The 19297-nt window shown below is 49.0% G+C and carries 17 protein-coding genes; 2 read left to right on the top strand and 15 right to left on the bottom strand.

The features are described from left to right. Window positions 1-2: 2 nt before the first annotated feature. The 5 genes from tpiA to rlmE form a co-directional block, all read right to left on the bottom strand. A complete protein-coding gene (tpiA, locus tag AB8S08_RS03845) occupies window positions 3-761 on the bottom strand; it encodes a triose-phosphate isomerase (RefSeq protein ID WP_369744180.1) in 759 nt (252 codons plus the stop codon). Between the two features lie 90 nt (window positions 762-851). Next, the gene (glmM, locus tag AB8S08_RS03840; RefSeq protein ID WP_369743721.1) at window positions 852-2192 is read right to left on the bottom strand and encodes a phosphoglucosamine mutase; all 1341 of its coding nucleotides are present in this window, start codon (window positions 2190-2192) and stop codon (window positions 852-854) included. Further along, window positions 2189-2998: a dihydropteroate synthase gene (folP, locus tag AB8S08_RS03835; RefSeq protein WP_369743719.1), complete on the bottom strand. Its 810-nt coding sequence runs from the start codon at window positions 2996-2998 to the stop codon at window positions 2189-2191. The genes glmM and folP overlap by 4 nt, the downstream gene beginning before the upstream one ends. Window positions 2999-3073: 75 nt before the next feature. Further along, window positions 3074-4996, bottom strand: a complete 1923-nt coding sequence (gene ftsH, locus AB8S08_RS03830) for an ATP-dependent zinc metalloprotease FtsH (RefSeq protein WP_369743717.1) — start codon at window positions 4994-4996, stop codon at window positions 3074-3076. A 45-nt stretch (window positions 4997-5041) separates the two neighbouring features. Continuing rightward, window positions 5042-5668 carry a 23S rRNA (uridine(2552)-2'-O)-methyltransferase RlmE gene (gene rlmE / locus AB8S08_RS03825; RefSeq protein WP_110074799.1) on the bottom strand — a complete coding sequence of 209 codons (627 nt, stop codon included), beginning with the start codon at window positions 5666-5668 and terminating at the stop codon, window positions 5042-5044. A gap of 82 nt (window positions 5669-5750) precedes the next feature. On the opposite strand from rlmE, the gene yhbY reads away from it, so the two are divergent. Continuing rightward, window positions 5751-6059 carry a ribosome assembly RNA-binding protein YhbY gene (yhbY, locus tag AB8S08_RS03820; RefSeq protein WP_110074800.1) on the top strand — a complete coding sequence of 103 codons (309 nt, stop codon included), beginning with the start codon at window positions 5751-5753 and terminating at the stop codon, window positions 6057-6059. On the opposite strand, the gene AB8S08_RS03815 is transcribed toward yhbY, so the two are convergent. Further along, window positions 6056-6592: a hypothetical protein gene (locus tag AB8S08_RS03815; RefSeq protein ID WP_369743715.1), complete on the bottom strand. Its 537-nt coding sequence runs from the start codon at window positions 6590-6592 to the stop codon at window positions 6056-6058. The genes yhbY and AB8S08_RS03815 overlap by 4 nt on opposite strands. 109 nt (window positions 6593-6701) lie before the next feature. Here AB8S08_RS03815 and AB8S08_RS03810 point away from each other — a divergent pair, with 109 nt between their 5' ends. Then, a complete protein-coding gene (locus tag AB8S08_RS03810) occupies window positions 6702-6971 on the top strand; it encodes a helix-turn-helix domain-containing protein (protein ID WP_181394870.1) in 270 nt (89 codons plus the stop codon). A gap of 82 nt (window positions 6972-7053) precedes the next feature. Here AB8S08_RS03810 and greA read toward each other — a convergent pair whose 3' ends face one another. The 9 genes from greA to grpE form a co-directional block, all read right to left on the bottom strand. Beyond that, window positions 7054-7530 carry a transcription elongation factor GreA gene (greA, locus tag AB8S08_RS03805; protein WP_110074803.1) on the bottom strand — a complete coding sequence of 159 codons (477 nt, stop codon included), beginning with the start codon at window positions 7528-7530 and terminating at the stop codon, window positions 7054-7056. After that, window positions 7527-10751, bottom strand: coding sequence for a carbamoyl-phosphate synthase large subunit (gene carB / locus AB8S08_RS03800; RefSeq protein WP_369743713.1), 3225 nt, complete (start codon window positions 10749-10751; stop codon window positions 7527-7529). Before carB ends, greA begins: the two co-directional genes overlap by 4 nt. A gap of 2 nt (window positions 10752-10753) precedes the next feature. Further along, window positions 10754-11893 carry a glutamine-hydrolyzing carbamoyl-phosphate synthase small subunit gene (carA, locus tag AB8S08_RS03795; protein WP_110074805.1) on the bottom strand — a complete coding sequence of 380 codons (1140 nt, stop codon included), beginning with the start codon at window positions 11891-11893 and terminating at the stop codon, window positions 10754-10756. Between the two features lie 209 nt (window positions 11894-12102). Next, on the bottom strand, window positions 12103-12912 hold the full coding sequence (gene dapB, locus AB8S08_RS03790; protein ID WP_369743711.1) for a 4-hydroxy-tetrahydrodipicolinate reductase: 810 nt from the start codon (window positions 12910-12912) through the stop codon (window positions 12103-12105). A gap of 123 nt (window positions 12913-13035) precedes the next feature. After that, window positions 13036-14262, bottom strand: coding sequence for a dicarboxylate/amino acid:cation symporter (locus AB8S08_RS03785; RefSeq protein WP_110074807.1), 1227 nt, complete (start codon window positions 14260-14262; stop codon window positions 13036-13038). 200 nt (window positions 14263-14462) lie between these two features. Beyond that, window positions 14463-15260, bottom strand: coding sequence for a M48 family metallopeptidase (locus tag AB8S08_RS03780; RefSeq protein WP_369743710.1), 798 nt, complete (start codon window positions 15258-15260; stop codon window positions 14463-14465). 70 nt (window positions 15261-15330) lie between these two features. Beyond that, window positions 15331-16467: a molecular chaperone DnaJ gene (dnaJ, locus tag AB8S08_RS03775; protein WP_369743708.1), complete on the bottom strand. Its 1137-nt coding sequence runs from the start codon at window positions 16465-16467 to the stop codon at window positions 15331-15333. A gap of 111 nt (window positions 16468-16578) precedes the next feature. Next, window positions 16579-18495, bottom strand: coding sequence for a molecular chaperone DnaK (dnaK, locus tag AB8S08_RS03770; protein WP_369743706.1), 1917 nt, complete (start codon window positions 18493-18495; stop codon window positions 16579-16581). Between the two features lie 94 nt (window positions 18496-18589). Then, window positions 18590-19201, bottom strand: coding sequence for a nucleotide exchange factor GrpE (gene grpE / locus AB8S08_RS03765; RefSeq protein WP_369743704.1), 612 nt, complete (start codon window positions 19199-19201; stop codon window positions 18590-18592). Window positions 19202-19297: the final 96 nt, after the last annotated feature.

Genomic DNA, 19297 nt, shown 5'->3' with positions numbered 1-19297 from the left:
ATTTAATTACTCCGGGCCTGAGCTGCAGTACAAATCGCCACGAATTGTTCGGGCTGTAAACTTGCACCGCCAATCAAACCACCATCAATATCAGCTTCAGCAAACAGTTCTGAAGCATTATCAGCCTTCACGCTGCCACCGTACAAAAGCTGTACTGCGGCGCCTGCCGACCCAAATTTTTCTTGCAGCCAGTGCCGTATAAAACCATGCACTTCTTGCGCTTGCGCTGGCGACGCTGTTAATCCCGTGCCAATCGCCCAAACTGGCTCATAAGCTACCACGAGGCGTTCGCATGCAGACACTTGCGCTAAGGCTTCACTAAGCTGCGCCTCGACCACGGCAAAGGTTGCCCCTTGTTCACGTTGTTCGGCACTTTCACCTACACACAGCACAGCGGTAAAACGTGAATCAGCTAGCACTTGACCTAGTTTCTGAGCGATTCGAGCTTCCGAATCACCGTAACACTGGCGGCGTTCAGAATGACCAATCAGTACCCATTGCGCGCCAGCTTCATGCACTAGCGCTAAACTATGCTCACCAGTGTGCGCACCATCAGCATGTTCATTCACATCCTGCGCACCTAACGCAACCCCACCCGGTTGCGCTTGCCACACCGGCAATAATACCGCAGGTGGACAGACGACCACAGTCACGTCCGCGTAGTGCGCCTGCTGTTGTTGCAGGGCCTCACTTAATTCAGCAACTAATGCGCGGTTGCCGTTCATTTTCCAGTTAGCTATCACTAACGGTTGGCGTTGCATCGGAACCTCTGACTTCATTGAGAGCGGCGAGATATTACATAACCTCGCCGAAACTTACAAGCGGTGAATGACGATTTGTTAACGAACTGATTAATTACTAGCCGCTTCTACTTCGCTAGCAATTTCTTCAGCATACGCGCGCACTTTATTGCCATCCTGACCTTCGACCATGACTCGAATGAGCGGCTCGGTACCAGACTTACGCAATAACACCCGGCCGTTATTACCCAGCGCTTGCTCTACTTCATTTACTACCGCTTGCACATTAGCCGCAGCTAACGGATCGGTACCGGCGGTAAAGCGTACGTTGATTAAAGCTTGCGGCGCTTTTACCAAGGGTGCCAGCAACTCGTCCAAGCTGCGTTGCTCACGCTGCATCGCCGTCAGCACCTGTAATCCAGCAATAATACCGTCACCGGTACTATGAAATTGGCGATTAATAATATGGCCAGAATTTTCTCCGCCAATGCGCCAATCACGTTTGACCAACTCTTCCATCACGTAGCGGTCGCCTACTTTGGCACGCACAAACGGAATCCGTCGGTCAGTAAAGAATTTTTCTAGGGCGAAATTACTCATCAAGGTTCCGACAATACCGCCTTGCAACAAACCATCTTGCTGCGCCGCTCGGGCCAGAATAAATAACACATCATCGCCGTCAACAATGCGCCCAGTAGCCGTCACCATCATGATCCGATCACCGTCGCCATCAAGCGCAAAGCCCAAGTCAGCTTTACGCGCTAACACTTCGTCGCGTAGTGCATCTAAATGAGTGGCGCCACATTTTTCATTAATATTGATGCCGTTCGGTTCAGTGCCAATTTCCCAAATATCGGCACCTAGCTCACGCAACACATCGGGCGCTATGTGATAGGTTGCGCCATGGGCACAGTCCACCACAATCCGCATCCCTTTGAGCGATAAATCAGAAGGAAACACGCTCTTGCAAAACTCAATATAACGCCCAGGCGCATCATCAATGCGGCTAGCTCGTCCCATGTGCTCAGACGGCACACAAACGAGCGGCTCATCTAACAGACGCTCAATTTCTGCTTCGACATGGTCTGGCAGTTTACTACCTGAGTCGGAGAAAAATTTTATCCCGTTATCGTAATAAGGATTATGTGAGGCACTGATAACAATGCCCGCAGCAGCACGGAAATTACGCGTGAGATAGGCTACCGCTGGCGTTGGCATCGGCCCCAAAAATTCAACACTGACGCCGGCTGATAACAACCCCGCCTCTAGGGCTGATTCCAGCATATACCCAGATAAACGGGTATCTTTACCTACCAATACGCGTTGATTACCACTGGCCGACAGCACGGTACCAGCCGCCCAACCCAGTTTTACCGCGAAATCCGGAGTAATAGGAAAATCGCCTACTCGACCACGCACCCCGTCGGTGCCAAAATATTTACGCTGACTCAACAGTTTTCTCCTGCCAAGGTTGCTGCAACTATCTGCATCGCATCAACCGTTTCCTTGACATCATGTACACGGATAATCCGTGCGCCCTTCATTGCTGCTATCGTCGCCCCAGCGATACTGGCTGCTAGGCGCTCTGCTACCGCTCGTCCGGTCACCTGACCTAACATGGATTTACGCGATAAACCGATTAGTAACGGCAATTGCAATTCATGCAGCGCTTCAAGCCGCTGCAACAGTTGGTAATTATGCCCTAGGCTCTTGCCAAAACCAAAGCCTGGATCCAAATAAATGTTTTGTTTTTGTATTCCAGCTTGTGTGCAAAGGTTAACACGCTGCTGTAAGAACTCACTCACCTCAGCTACCACGTCATCGTATTGGGGTTGCTGCTGCATCGTTCGTGGCTGCCCTTGCATGTGCATTAAACACACCAGCACCGCAGGATGTTGTGCTAACAGTTCCACTGCCCCCTCTTCGCGTAGGGCATTGACATCGTTGACCATGGTCACGCCAGCAGCGATGGCTTCGCGCATCACCGCCGGTTTAGTAGTGTCTACGGATAACTTCACGTCAAACCGTTGGCGCAGCGCTGTCACTACCGGAATCACTCGCTCTAGTTCGGCCTCCACCGCCACTGCAGCGCTGCCAGGACGGGTCGATTCGCCGCCAATATCTAACCAACTAGCGCCAGCCGCAAGCATCTGCTCAGCCTGGCGTAAAGCCGCATCTAAATTGTTAAAACGACCACCATCAGAAAACGAGTCAGGCGTGACATTTAAAATGCCCATTACCTCTATTGGCGCACTCATCAATTGAATTCCTTATCGCTGTTCGTTCAAATCAAGCTGGATAAAAAAAGCCCCGACTTGCGGGGCTCTATCTACTTAGCTCGCCGATGAATTATCTGCTGGTTCGGCACCAGGGGAGACATCATCTACTTTGGCTGAACTGTCACCACCTTTGTTGCTGTTAGAGCGTTGCTGCCAATCACGTGGCTCACGCACATCACGGCGATTCATCAAATCATCGATTTGATCCGCATCAATGGTTTCATATTTCATTAATGCGTCTTTCATGGTGTGTAGAATATCTACGTTTTCTTCCAAAATGCGTTTAGCTCGATCGTAGTTACGATCAATAAGCAGCTTCACTTCTTGGTCGATGGCACGTGCGGTATCGTCAGACATATGCTTGTGCTGAGTGACCGAGCGGCCCAAAAAGACTTCGTTTTCATCATCAGCATAGAGCAACGGCCCCATTTTTTCTGACAAGCCCCACTGAGTCACCATCTTACGTGCAATTTGTGTAGCCCGCTCAATGTCGTTCGACGCACCGGTAGTCACTTTTTCAAAACCATAGATGATTTCTTCTGCCAAGCGGCCCCCAAACAAACTAGAAATCATGCTTTCTAGGTACTGCTTAGAGTGACTTACGCGATCTTGTTCGGGCAAGTACATGGTTACCCCAAGCGCTCGTCCGCGCGGGATAATCGACACCTTGTAAACAGGATCATGCTCTGGCACCAAACGTCCGACAATCGCGTGACCCGCTTCATGATAAGCTGTCATAGCTTTCTCATCTTCGGTCATCACCATCGAGCGGCGCTCTGCCCCCATCATGATCTTGTCTTTAGCCTTTTCAAACTCTTCCATAGCAACAACTTTCTTGTTGGTACGGGCAGCAAATAACGCTGCTTCGTTCACTAAGTTAGCTAAATCTGCACCAGAAAATCCTGGCGTACCGCGCGCAATTAACGAGGCATCTACATCTTTGCCCAGTGGCACTTTACGCATGTGTACTTTCAAAATCTGCTCGCGCCCGCGCACATCCGGTAAACCAACCACTACTTGGCGGTCGAACCGACCTGGACGTAACAGCGCCGGGTCCAAGACATCAGGGCGGTTGGTTGCGGCAATCACGATAATACCTTCGTTGCCTTCAAAACCGTCCATCTCTACTAGCATTTGGTTAAGAGTCTGTTCACGCTCGTCATGACCGCCACCTAAGCCAGCGCCACGTTGGCGACCTACCGCATCAATCTCATCGATAAAGATGATGCAAGGTGCCGACTTCTTCGCTTGTTCGAACATGTCACGTACCCGCGAGGCACCCACACCAACAAACATTTCTACGAAATCAGAACCTGAGATAGAGAAGAATGGCACTCGTGCTTCACCGGCGATAGCTTTGGCTAACAAGGTTTTACCTGTACCTGGCGGTCCCACCATCAACACACCTTTAGGAATTTTACCACCTAGGTGTTGGAACCGAGTCGGATCTTTCAAATAATCTACCAGCTCGCTGACTTCTTCTTTGGCTTCGTCACAACCGGCAACATCAGCAAAGGTCGTTTTAATCTGGTCTTCACTCATCAAGCGCGCTTTGCTTTTGCCAAACGACATAGCGCCCTTACCACCGCCACCTTGCATTTGTCGCATGAAGAAAATCCATACGCCAATCAGCAGTAACATCGGGAACCATGAAATGAAGATCGAGGCCAAAATGCTTGGCTCTTCAGGTAACTTGCCGTTAACTTCTACGTTGTTATCCAACAAGTCATTCAATAAGTCAGGATCCGATGCCGTGGGGATGACCGTGGTGAAATTCTCACCCGTGCGCGACTGCGCTTTGATAACGCGACCGTCGATGTCAACTTTGCGTACCCCACCGTTATGCACTTGCGTGATAAATTCGCTGTAAGCAACATTCGAGTTACTTGCGCCACCGGGACTAAAACTGTTAAATACCGTCATAAGTACGACGGCGATTACCAGCCATAAAATCAGATTTTTTGCCATATCGCTCAAAGCCGACTACCTCTTGTTTGCATTTGTAGCACGCCCTACAGGGTACTACAGTTTATAACCTGTCGCTACCAGATACACTTCTCTAGAACGTGCCCGAGAAGAATCTGGTTTACGCGTGCGCACAACTTTAAATGCTGCTCTAACTGCTTTTAGATATTCTTCAAAGCCTTGCCCATGAAAAACTTTGACCACAAAGCTACCATTTGGTTTGAGTACTTGATGGCACATTTCTAAGGCCAACTCAACCAAATACATGGCTCGCGGCTGGTCCACGTTGTCGTTACCGCTCATATTAGGCGCCATATCCGACAATACTACATCTACGTTCTTACCGCCGATTCGGTCCAATAGCGCATTTAAAACTGCTTCTTCACGAAAGTCACCTTCTAAAAAATCGACACCGGCGATTGCGTCCATCGGTAAAATATCACAAGCAATAACTTGACAGTTACCCTGCAGGGCGTCCACGACATATTGTGACCAGCCCCCTGGGGCCGCTCCTAAGTCTACTACCGTCATACCTTGGCGCAATAAGTTATCGCGTTTTTGTATTTCGTCTATTTTAAACACAGCACGCGAGCGCAAACCCTGCTTTTGCGCTTTTTGTACATAATGATCACTAAAGTGCTCTTGCAGCCAACGCGTACTACTGGCCGAACGTTTTTTACCCATTTCTTTTCCACCAAACTGGCTTATTCTACCCAGATGGCGGTAGAATAGCGTAAATTCAAGTCATACGTAGGATATATATTACATGGCAACGGCTTTAACCTTAAGCAATAAGCAAAAACAACACCTGAAAAGTTTAGCTCATTCACTCAAACCTGTCGTTTTATTAGGTGGTAATGGCCTTACCGAAGGCGTGATGGCAGAGATCGAACTGGCCCTTGAACACCACGAGTTGATTAAAATTAAAGTGCCAGAAGAAGAACGCGAAGTGCGTGAACAAATTTACACCACCATTGTAGCCCACACCAATGCTTATCGGGTACAGGTGGTTGGTAAAATATTAACCCTATACAAACCAAGCCAAGCCAAAAAGATCAGTTTACCTAAAGCTTAATCCGCTTGACTTGCCTCGTTCGGCTGCGCCGTTGCTAGTGCTTTTGCTACCTGGTTCAGCGCAGCCGACAAAATTAATGCCTCTCCCCGCTTCTTAAAATAAGTTTCTGACATCAATTGCCGATTGGTTTCTGTCTTGGGTAGATTGTAGCGTTCGAGCACTGGGTCAATGCGATTAATAGCTTCTATCGCTAGATTCATGGCCTGATTCTGTTGATACAGCGGGGTTGACTCATTCAGTTCCCCCAATTGTCCCACGGTTGGGTAAAATAAATCTTCATAAGGTGCGAATAACCAATCTAGCGACACACGGTGTCGTAACAAACCTGCAATGATAGGATCAAAGTTAACCGATCCACGCCGCTTCCAGTTAGCTATGGAACTTGGCTTGATCCCCAGCCAGCGCATGATGCCACTAGCTGAACGCTCACCAGAAATCAGCGCCAGACGTTCCATCACGGTATCCACATCAGGTAATTCAAAGTTGCTTTTGACAGGGTTCTGTGGTCTATTTTCATTTAAGTCATTTGGCATTTATTTACACTTAACCATGTCATTTGACACGGTAAGACCTTCTTATGAATTATTTTTGAACTCGCGGCGCACACCAAATGCATCGCCCAGGAAAAGACTCAATATACTGATGGATAGCGCAAAAATCAAAAAGGAATTAAGACATCGCGGCTTCGATTATTCGATGCTGGCCGAAGCTCTTAATAAAAGTCCTTCTCTTATTTCAAAAGTGGTTGCACGTAAGGCCAAGTCACAGCCTGTGGCACTGGCCATCGCTAAAGCTTTAGAACTTGAGATAGAGGAAGTATTTCCCGATGTTGAGGCTTATCACCATAAGCCACTGACGCCCGCTGAGCGCGAACAAAAACAACAAGAGTTAAAAGCCTTACTAAGTAAATAGTAAGGATGAGCCAGCCTGTTACCCTTGACCAAACAAAAAAACCTAGCTCGCGCTAGGTTTTTTTGTAAGTCTTAATCAGCTATTAAAGATATTTCACATCAACAACTTCGTATTCAACATCACCGCTTGGCGTAGTGACCATCACCGCATCATCAACTTGCTTGCCGATCAAAGCGCGAGCAATCGGCGAGTTCACTGAAATCAAATTCTGCTTAATATCAGCTTCATCATCCCCGACGATGCGATAGGTAACTTCTTTATCAGTGCTGGTGTTATAAATGGTCACAGTAGCCCCGAAAATCACCTTACCTTGGTTAGGAACCTTGGTCACATCAATCACTTGAGCATTGGAAAGTTTTGCTTCAATTTCTTGAATGCGTCCCTCACAGAAGCCCTGCTGCTCTCGCGCTGCGTGATATTCAGCGTTTTCCTTCAAATCACCATGTTCACGAGCATCGGCAATCGCCTGAATGATCCGTGGCCGATCTTCTGATTTTAAACGCTGTAGTTCCTCCCGCAGCATCTCTGCGCCGCGGGTGGTCATTGGTATTTGACTCATTGTGCTAAAACCCTTTTATGCAATGCTTGTAACGAATTAACGCGAGCGCGGTCGTCCGCGGTATTAGCCTTAACTGTGGCAAACGCTGCATTTAATGTGGTGGTATAAATAACTTTATTCAAGAGGGCTTCGCGACGAATATAAACCGAGTCTTGAATCGCTTGGCGACCTTCGACGGTATTAATAATGTAACTGTACTCACCGTTCTTGATAGCATCGACAATATTCGGCCGGCCCTCTTGTAGCTTGTTCACAACGGAGCAAGCCAAGCCCTCGTCGTTGAGTAGTTTTGCGGTGCCGCGGGTGGCTTCCAGAGAAAACCCAAGCCCAATAAGGCCGCGCGCCAACTCGAACAAACGACTTTTATCACTATCTCGCACTGAAAGTAAAGCTTTACCCGCTTTAGCTAAGGCTTCGCCAGCACCTAAGTTAGCTTTGGCATAGGCTTCTTCAAAGCTTTCGCCAACCCCCATAACCTCGCCGGTAGAGCGCATTTCTGGCCCACGAATGGGGTCTACCCCTTGGAACTTAGCAAAAGGTATCACCACTTCCTTAACCGAGTAATAGGGGGGAATCACTTCTTTGGTAAACCCTTGGCTAGCCAAAGACTGGCCAACCATCACCCGCGCTGCAATTTTTGCTAACTGCAAACCAGTCGCTTTAGATACAAACGGCACCGTGCGGGCGGCACGCGGGTTAACTTCAATCAAATAAACTTCGTCATCTTTAATCGCAAACTGGGCATTCATAAGGCCATTTACGCCTAATTCAAACGCCAACTTGCGCATTTGCTCACGCAGCTCGTCTTGGATCTTGTCACTTAACGAATAAGGCGGTAATGAACAGGCCGAGTCACCCGAGTGAACACCCGCTTGTTCAATGTGCTGCATGATGCCGCCGATTAACACATCTTGGCCGTCACAAATGGCATCAACGTCCACTTCAATAGCATTATCAAGGAAGCGATCCAGCAACACCGGCGCCGAGTTAGAGACTTTCACCGCGTCAGTTAAATAGCGTAGTAAGTCGCTTTCATCATAAACGATTTCCATCGCCCGTCCGCCTAACACGTATGACGGCCGCACTACCAACGGATAACCAATCCGATCCGCTTCGCGAAGGGCTTCGTCTACCTTGGTGACGGTTGAGTTTTCTGGCTGCTGCAAACCTAATCGACGTACCGCGTTTTGGAACCGTTCCCGGTCTTCCGCACGGTCAATAGCATCAGGTGACGTACCAATAATAGGCACACCGTTAGCCTCAAGCTCACGCGCTAATTTTAACGGAGTTTGGCCGCCATACTGCACAATCACGCCTTCTGGTTGTTCTACCCGAACAATCTCAAGGACGTCTTCTAGGGTGATAGATTCAAAATACAAGCGATCTGAGGTGTCATAATCCGTCGATACGGTTTCTGGATTACAGTTGACCATAATGGTTTCGTAACCATCTTCACGCAAGGCTAGCGCTGCGTGCACACAACAGTAATCAAACTCGATGCCTTGGCCGATACGGTTAGGGCCGCCACCAATCACCATGATTTTCTTGTTATTGGTAGGCGCTGCCTCGCATTCCTCGTCGTAGCTAGAGTACATGTAGGCAGTATCAGATTTGAATTCTGCCGCACAAGTATCCACCCGTTTGTACACTGGGTGCACCGCTAAATCCCAACGTCGGCGACGGATTTCAGCTTCAGCAACATCCAATAAATCTGCAATACGCTTATCGGCAAAGCCTTTGCGCTTGAGCAAACGTAACGTGCGTTCATCTAAGCCAGCCATACCTAGCGTTTGAATCTCAGCTTCCAGCAGCACTAACTCTTCAATCTGAATCAGATACCATTCGTCAATGCGGGTCAGCTCAAACACTTCGCGCACTGTCATACCTAAACGGAACGCATCGGCAATGTAGAAAATCCGCTCGGCGCCTGGCTCTTTAAGTTCACGAATCACTTTACCGCGGGCCGCAGGGTCGTTGACATCCACCATAGGATCAAAGCCAGACACACCAATTTCGAGTCCGCGCAACGCCTTCTGTAGAGATTCTTGCTGGTTACGACCAATCGCCATCACTTCGCCCACCGATTTCATCTGGGTGGTGAGACGGTCGTTACAACCGGCAAATTTCTCAAAGTTAAAGCGTGGGATCTTAGTCACGACGTAATCCAACGCTGGCTCAAACGAGGCTGGCGTCACGCCGCCGGTGATTTCGTTTTCTAATTCATCCAGGGTATAACCTACCGCCAATTTAGCGGCTACTTTAGCAATCGGGAACCCTGTTGCTTTCGAGGCTAATGCAGATGAGCGCGATACCCGTGGGTTCATTTCGATAATGACCATACGTCCGGTATCTGGATCGATCCCAAACTGCACGTTTGAGCCCCCGGTTTCCACGCCAATTTCACGCAATACCGCCATCGCCGCATCACGCATCAACTGATATTCTTTGTCGGTCAGGGTTTGCGCTGGGGCAACGGTAATAGAGTCACCAGTGTGGATGCCCATCGGGTCGAAGTTTTCGATGGCGCAGACAATAATGCAATTGTCATTTTTGTCGCGCACCACTTCCATTTCATATTCTTTCCAACCAATCAATGACTCATCAATGAGCAATTCTTTAGTCGGTGATAAATCTAAGCCGCGCCGACAAATTTCTTCAAACTCATCGCGGTTATAAGCGATACCACCACCGCTGCCGCCCATAGTAAAGCTTGGCCGAATAATCACCGGAAAACCTAACCGTTCTTGAATTTCAAAGGCTTCTTGGAGGCTATGCGCAATTTCAGCATTTGGCGTTGCTAGGCCGATTTTTTTCATCGCTTTATCAAAACGATCACGGTCTTCCGCTTTGTCGATGGCATCTGCGTTAGCGCCAATCATTTCTACGTTATAACGCTCTAACACGCCGTGCTTGTCTAAATCTAGCGCACAATTGAGCGCAGTTTGTCCGCCCATGGTTGGCAAGATGGCATCTGGCCGTTCTACTTCGATGATTTTGGCAACCACTTCCCAATGAATCGGCTCGATGTAAGTGACATCAGCCATTTCTGGATCGGTCATGATAGTCGCTGGATTAGAGTTGACCAGGATAACTCGGTAACCCTCTTCACGCAGCGCCTTACAGGCTTGCGCGCCAGAATAATCAAACTCGCAGGCCTGGCCAATAACAATCGGCCCAGCGCCTAAAATCAGAATACTTTTGAGGTCGGTACGTTTTGGCATAATTATTGGCTCATCAATTCGATAAAGTGATCAAACAAGGGTGCGGCGTCATTCGGGCCCGGACTTGCCTCGGGATGCCCCTGAAAACTGAAGGCTTTCACATCGGTGCGCGCAATACCTTGTAAGGTGCCATCAAACAACGATTTGTGCGTCGCTTTAAGATGCGCAGGCAAGGTTGCCTCATCTACCGCAAACCCATGGTTCTGGCTGGTTATCATCACTCGACCAGTCGCTAAATCTTGTACCGGATGGTTGGCACCATGATGGCCTAACTTCATTTTAATGGTGGTAGCACCGCTGGCTAACGCTAACAATTGATGGCCCAAACAGATGCCAAAAATCGGCACTTGTGCCGCAATAATTTCCTGAATCGCCTTAATGGCGTAATCACACGGCTCAGGGTCGCCTGGGCCATTTGATAAAAATACACCGTCCGGTTGCAGCGCTAACACGTCTGCCGCCGGAGTTTGCGCAGGTACCAAAGTCACTTTACAGCCACGATCCACTAACAAGCGCAAAATATTGCGTTTGCAGCCATAGTCGTAGGCGACCACATGAAACCGTTGCTCAGTTAATTCTTTAAAACCTTCACCTAAGCGCCAGCTACCGCTGGTCCACTCCACTGGCGTACGAATGGTCACTTCTTTGGCTAAATCTAAGCCTTTTAATCCAGCAAAACCTTGTGCTAGTTCTAACGCCTTGGCTACGTTGATATCGCCGGCCATGATGCAGCCATTTTGCGCACCTTTCTCACGGAGGATACGAGTTAGTTTGCGCGTATCGATATCAGCAATACCCACCACATTGCGTTGCCGTAGATAATCAGCCAACGATTGCTCGCGACGGAAATTACTGGCTTTAAGCGATAAATCTCGGATAACTAGGCCTTTAGCCCAAACTCGATTGGATTCTTCGTCTTCGTGATTAGTGCCGTAATTGCCGATGTGGGGATAAGTGAGGGTAACAATTTGTTCAGAATAAGAGGGGTCAGTAAGGATTTCTTGATAACCGGTCATGGCGGTATTAAAAACAACTTCACCAACCGCGGTTCCGCCGGCTCCTATTGCCGTGCCGTGAAAAACAGTTCCATCGGCAAGTACCAAAATGGCTTTACTTGCTGAGTGGCTCGCTAGAATACTCAAGGTTAACCTCCGTACATAAAAAAACGGGTGAATCAAAAATTTGACTTCCCCGTTGATTACCTTGCACCAGCGTCTGGTATTTGGATTTTTAACCAGCCAAACACCTCTGGAGTGCGCGTTTCAGCTTGCCCGAAAACTTACTGGCAAATTGGCGGTATTCTACAGAAATATTAGCTTAACGTAAACCAGAAATTACTCTTTCAACAAGCCTACAGAAGGTCTTGTAACAAGGTTCTTAATTGCAACATATCCGCCATGCTATAACGGCCGGCTGGCTGCTGCTGCAGCCACTGTGCTGCTTGTACTGCACCTTGTGCAAAAATATGCCGGTCACCAACGCGATGCGTTAGCTCTAAACGCTCGCCCGACTGAGCAAATAAAACAGTGTGCTCACCTATGATATCGGCCGCTCGTACCACCGCAAAACCAATCGACCCAGGTTGACGTAAGCCATCGCCACGCACCCCAGCACTAACATCAGCTAACTCCACCCCGCGCCCTGCAGCTGCACTAGCACCTAAGGCCAGTGCGGTACCCGATGGGCCATCGCGCTTGGCACTATGATGCGCTTCAATGATTTCAATATCCGTGTGCGGCCATGCTGCCGCAGTGAGTTTTACCAACTGCCGTAGTAACGTGATACCGACACTGGTATTAGCTGCATATAACACCGGAATACTTGTCGCTGCTTGATCGAGCGCCTGCTGATGGGATTCGCCTAAACCCGTCGTACACACCACAATGGGAACTTGTAATCGCTGCGCTAACGCTAAATTAGCCGACAGCGCTTGCGGTAAAGAGAAGTCAATAAGCACCTCAACTTGGCCGGCTTGCAGTTCATCGGCGTGCTGAAAGCAGACACCGCCATCAGCATCATTAGCGCGAATAGGTTGTCCATAACGGGGCGACTGCTGACTTACCACAGCGGCGGTTACGGCTACATCGAGACGTTTTGCCGCCACGATCACCGCCTGCCCCATGCGCCCACTGGCACCCAAAATACCTACTTTCAAACTCATCCGAGAATCCTTCATGCGCTGTCGCCACAGCCTTAACTTGCCGAGCTTAACTTGCCGAGCTTAATTTGCCGAGCTTAATTTGCCGAGCTTAATTTGCCGAGCTCAGACTAAATGCCATCAATACTAGCCTAGTTGGGCCTTAGCGTCATCATCTGCGCTCTGTTGCTTGCGCCCCAACACCACTGCCACCGCCATATCACCGGTCACATTGGTTGCGGTACGCGCCATATCTATGATTCTGTCGATAGCAGCGATAAATGCAATCCCCTCTAACGGCAACCCAATCGCATTGAGGGTGACGGTTAGCATCACCATCGCCGTACCTGGTACACCTGCGGTCCCTACCGAGGCGAGCGTGGCCGTTAAGGTGATCAGCATATAGTCTGCCCAATCCAACGGAATGCCATAAATCTGTGCGATAAAGACCGCAGCAATGGCCGGATAAATCCCGCCACAACCGTCCATGTTAATGGTGGCACCAAGAGGTAACACAAAACTTGCATACTCTTTTTGGACACCTAGTTTTTCAGTGATAGCTTGGTGTGCGGCCGGAATCGTGCCAAAACTACTACAGGTTGTGAAGGCCACCAATTGCGCCGAAAACACCGACTTAAAAAAGAACCAAGGCGACATCCCAGCTAACCGTACCATGGTGCCGTACACCAACAGTATATGCAGTAAACAGGCGAGATAAATGGCCCCAATAAAAGCGGCCAGAGGGGTTAAGCTGGCTAAACCGTAGTGACCGACCACCCACGCCATTAACCCTAAGACACCGAACGGGGTCAGTTCCAATACCATTTTGGTGATCCGATACATCACCTGTGCGCCGGCACTCATCACCGCTGCTACGGGCTTAGCGACCTCACCCAACTGATTGATGGCTACCCCCACCAACGCGGCAAACACCACAATTTGAATCACGTTACCTTCAGCCAAAGCAGCAAACGGATTGGTCGGAATAAAACTCAACAGTACCTCAATGGGCCCAGGCACTACTTTCGGTTCATAGTTACTATCGGCGACTAAATCAGGTGACGGAGTAATATCCAATAACTGTGCTACCGATAGCCCAATGACACTGGCAATAACGGCTGTAAGTAAGAACAAACCTATGGTTTGCATCCCAATTTTACCAGCCTTTTCGCCGCTACCTAACTGTAAAATAGCACTCACAATGGCAAAGAAGATCAGTGGCGCCACCAACATCTTTAATGCATTGATAAAGAGTGTTCCCAACGGCCGTAACGCTTGCGCAATGTCAGGGTGAATTACACCAATCAGCACGCCCAGTGCAAAAGCACCCAGCACGCGTTGCCAGAAGGGAATTGCAAACCAAGCCTTAATCATAACACCTCATTCGTTTATCGCAGCTACCAGCAACTAGCCAGCCGCCGCCGCCGCCAAAAAGTACTTTGCATGCTGATATTCTACTAACGCTATTAGCAAAGCTTTAGTTCAATCTCGACTTACATATAACCAAAATGAGATGTACCGGGATAAGGTTCAGAGAACCCAGTTAGATGATGAGCCTTCCGTGGCTAAGAGAATTAGAGTTTGCAGTTGGCTTTAGGGGCACTTTGATAGACGCCCATCACCTCAGGAGCATAGGCTTCAATAGCATCAATACGAGATTGAGGTGAAGGGTGTGTTGATAAAAATTCAGGCCCGCCAGCGCCGCTTACACGCGCCATGTTACGCCACAAGTCTGCCGCCGCTGCAGGATTGTAGCCAGCCGCAGCCATGTAATCTAGGCCCAGCTGGTCGGCTTCGCTTTCATGTACCCGTGAATAGGGCAACAGCACTCCTAGCTGGGTGCCAATACCTAAGGCAGCCATCACTAAGGCAGCATCTTTGTCTTCTAGCTTAGTTGCAGCTACCACGGAACCTATTTGCAAGCCTAGCCCCACGGCAAACTGATTCGACATACGCTCGTTACCATGGTCGGCAATCACGTGCGCAATTTCGTGCCCGATCACCGCCGCCAATTGATCTGGGGTTTCGGCAACTTTCAATAAGCCCGTGTACACGCCAATGTTTTCGCCCGGCAGGGCAAACGCATTCACATCATCACTGGCAAATAGATTCACTTCCCAGGTTTTACTGCGCCAAGGTTCAGGCAGCACGGCCAACAAGTCATTAGCCACACAGCTTACGTAATTAACCTCACGAGTGTTGGTACTCAGTGGTTGCTGTTGTTTCAGCTCGGCATAACTTTGGTCGCCTAACGAGGCAATTTCGCCGCTCGAGAACATAATCAATTGCTTACGTCCGGTCGGCGATTGCGTGCAGGCAACCAACAAACCAATCACTGCGGTTAAGCTTAGTGCTATTTTCATCCAGCGCATAAAAGGTGCTCCCTGACTCTTCTCAATGGCTCAGAAATCTGCCGCTAGCATCAGCTTAACCGTAGTTGTATTAGCCGCGCAAGTCATCAAAGAATTTACGCACGCCGTCAAAAAAGCCTTTTTCTTTGGGACGATACTTAGCAGCTTCGTCGCCACTGCCCATCGACTCTTCTAACTCGGCTAGTAACTCACGTTGACGCTCTGACAAATTCACTGGGGTTTCGATAACCACCTTACAAATCAAATCGCCAACAGCACCGGTACGCACGGATTTAACACCCTTACCACGCAGGCGCAATAACTTACCTGTTTGGGTTTCGGCCGGTACTTTCAGTTTTACTTTGCCTTCTAGCGTCGGCACCTCGATGTCGCCACCTAAGGCAGCTCTAGTAAAGCTAATCGGCACTTCACAGTAGAGGTTATTACCGTCACGCGCAAAAATCTTGTGTTCGCGCACATGCACTTGCACGTACAAATCACCCGCCGGAGCGCCCATTTCGCCGGCTTCACCCTCACCACTTAAGCGGATCCGGTCACCGGTATCAACACCAGCTGGAATTTTCACCGACAAGGTCTTGGTGCGTTCCACTCGGCCTTCACCATGACAGGTGCGGCATGGATCTTTAATCACCTTACCGCGGCCGCGACAATGGGGACAAGGTTGTTGCACGGCAAAAAAGCCTTGGCGCATTTGAATATGGCCACTGCCATGACAATGACCACAGGTTTCAGCGCTAGAGCCAGCTCGGGCGCCGCTACCATGACAGTCGTCACAGGTGCTTAATTTAGGAATTTTCAGCTCAACTTCTTTACCGCGTACGGCCTCTTCTAAGCTCAGCTCTAGGTTGTAGCGTAAGTCGGCTCCCCGTTGCGGTTGCGCATGGCCACGTCGACCACCACCGCCAAAAATGTCACCGAACACATCACCAAAAATATCCCCAAAATCAGCACCGCCACCGCCGCCAAAGCCACCTTGACCTTGTTCAAAAGCTGCATGACCATACTGATCGTAAGCCGCGCGCTTTTGCGGATCACTGAGAATTTCGTAGGCCGCTTTAACTTCTTTAAACTTGGTTTCGAGGTCTTTATCACCTTTGGTACGATCCGGGTGATACTTCATCGCTAACCGCTTATAGGCCTTTTTGATGTCGCGTTCGCTGGCATCTTTACTTACTTCCAGCACTTCATATAAATCTATTTTCGACATAATGGTGTGATTTCCACGTTCCTTTTATATCCTGCCTGATACAAGTACACGGAGGCCACCTAGCGGCAACCCCCGTGTGCTTACTATCACCAACACCCGGTGGGCGGGTTATTATTTCTTGTCGTCTTTCACTTCTTCAAATTCAGCGTCGACAACATCATCCGCATCTTTCTGGCTGTTACCAGCGTCAGCATCGCCACCCTGCTGTTGAGCTTTCGCTTGGGCTGCTTCCATCAACTTGCCAGAAGCTTCAATCAAGGCTTGCTGCTTGGCTTCAATCTCAGCTTTGTCGGTACCTTTGATGGCTGTTTCCAGCTCGCTCAAGGCAGTTTCAACCGCTTCTTTATCTGCCGCAGCCAACTCCGCACCTACTTCTTCTAGCTGCTTGCGGGTAGCATGTACCAGCGCGTCAGCTTGGTTACGAACCTGCACCATTTCTTCAAATTTACGATCTTCTTCAGCGTTAGCTTCAGCGTCACGTACCATTTTTTCTACTTCTTCATCGCTTAAGCCAGAAGAAGCTTTGATGGTGATTTTCTGCTCTTTACCTGTGTCTTTATCTTTCGCTGACACATGCAGGATACCGTCCGCATCAATATCAAAGGTGACTTCAATCTGTGGCTGGCCGCGCATCGCTGCACGAATACCTTCAAGATTAAATTGACCCAACGATTTGTTGTCAGCCGCACGCTTACGCTCACCCTGCAACACATGAATCGTTACTGCCTGCTGATTATCCTCGGCCGTTGAGAAGGTTTGTGATTGCTTAGTCGGAATCGTGGTGTTCTTCTCAATCAGCTTAGTCATCACACCACCCATGGTTTCAATACCCAGTGATAATGGCGTTACGTCTAGCAGCAACACATCTTTCACATCGCCTTGCAATACACCCGCTTGTACCGCAGCACCTACTGCTACCGCTTCGTCAGGGTTGACATCACGACGCGGCTCTTTACCAAAGAAGTCGGTCACTGCTTGCTGTACTTTTGGCATCCGGGTTTGACCGCCCACCAAAATAATGTCGTTGATGTCGCTTACTGACAAATCAGCATCTTTTAGTGCTTGTTTCACTGGCTCTAGCGACTTGGCAATCATGTCTTCAACCAAAGATTCCAATTTAGCGCGAGTTACTTTAATAGCTAAGTGCTTAGGCCCAGTGGCATCAGCAGTAATATACGGCAAGTTAACTTCCGTTTGTTGTGCTGATGACAACTCAATCTTAGCTTTTTCAGCAGCTTCTTTAAGACGCTGCATCGCCAGCGGATCTTTACGTAAATCAATGCCTTGATCTTTGTTGAACTGCTCAACCAAGTAGTTGATCAAACGGTTATCAAAGTCTTCACCACCGAGGTGGGTATCACCATTGGTCGCTAATACTTCAAAGGTCATTTCGCCTTCTACTTGGTCAATCTCAATGATCGAAATATCGAAAGTACCGCCACCTAAGTCGTACACTGCGATAATGTTATCGCCTTGCTTCTTGTCCATACCGTAAGCTAGTGCTGCTGCGGTTGGCTCGTTGATAATACGCTTCACTTCTAAGCCCGCGATACGACCAGCATCTTTGGTTGCTTGACGCTGTGCATCGTTGAAGTAAGCCGGCACGGTAATAACCGCTTCGGTTACTTTCTCACCCAAGAAATCTTCGGCAGTTTTCTTCATCTTCTTCAGAATTTCTGCTGAGATTTGTGGTGGCGCTTTTTTGTCGTCGTTAATTTGTACCCACGCATCGCCGTTTTCTGCTTCAACGATTTTGAATGGCATGATGCCGATATCACGTTGTACTTCTTCGTCTTTAAAACGACGCCCAATCAGGCGCTTAATTGCGAATAAGGTTTTGTTCGCGTTAGTGACCGCTTGGCGTTTTGCCGGCGCACCTACTAACACTTCACCATCATCAGTAAAAGCTACTACCGATGGCGTGGTACGATCGCCTTCCGCGTTTTCAATGACGCGTGCTTTGTCACCATCAAGTACTGCAACACAAGAGTTGGTAGTACCTAAATCGATGCCGATAATTTTACCCATAATTTTCTTCTCCAACTAAATCTTAAAAAACAGGTTTGATAACTTTAATATGGGGTGGCTTTAAGCCTTTTCAATACCCCTAAAAAGCTTATTGTTAATTTTTTACCACCATCACCATGGCTGGACGCAGTAAGCGGCCACTTAGGGTGTAGCCTTTTTGCATCACCGCCAAAATAGTGTTGTTGTCGTGTTCTGCCGATGGCTGCATCGCCATGGCCTGGTGCAGTTCAGGGTTAAAAGCTTCGCCAATCACCCCCACCGCTTCTACCCCAAATTTATTTAAGGTATTGAGTAGCCCTTTGTGGGTTAACTCAATCCCTTCTAAAAAGTTTTGATTAATGCTGTCGGCCTGGGCCGCAATCTCGAGGGCCCGCTCTAAGTTGTCTACCGTGGTAATGATTTCGTTGGCAAACTTTTCCAGAGCGAACTTATGCGCCTTCTCAACATCTTGGGCTGCCCGGCGCCGAATATTTTCCATCTCAGCTACCGCACGCACGGCACGATCATTGGCATCAGTCACACGTTGCTCAGCTTGGCTCAAGGCCAGCTCCAACTCACCGAGCCGATCGCTAGCGTTGCTCTTAGCATCTGCGGCTTGCTCTTGCTCTTGCTCCACGTCCTGCTCCTGTTCAGCCGCTTGCTCTAGCTCTTGCTCTAGCTCTTGCTCTGGCTGCTGTGGGTTCTGTGCTGCATCATTTTTAGTCATGTTTGGCTACTCTCACTGTCATGGCACTTGCGTGACACTTACGTGGCACTATCATCAATTCACAACCAAAATGTTAGTTGGTGTGATATAACTTAA

It is taken from the genome of Pseudidiomarina sp. PP-1MA, from assembly GCF_041200125.1.
Classification (GTDB): domain Bacteria; phylum Pseudomonadota; class Gammaproteobacteria; order Enterobacterales; family Alteromonadaceae; genus Pseudidiomarina; species Pseudidiomarina fusca.
The sequence above is the reverse complement of the archived record's forward strand: the minus strand, read 5'-3'. Positions and strand labels throughout refer to the sequence as shown.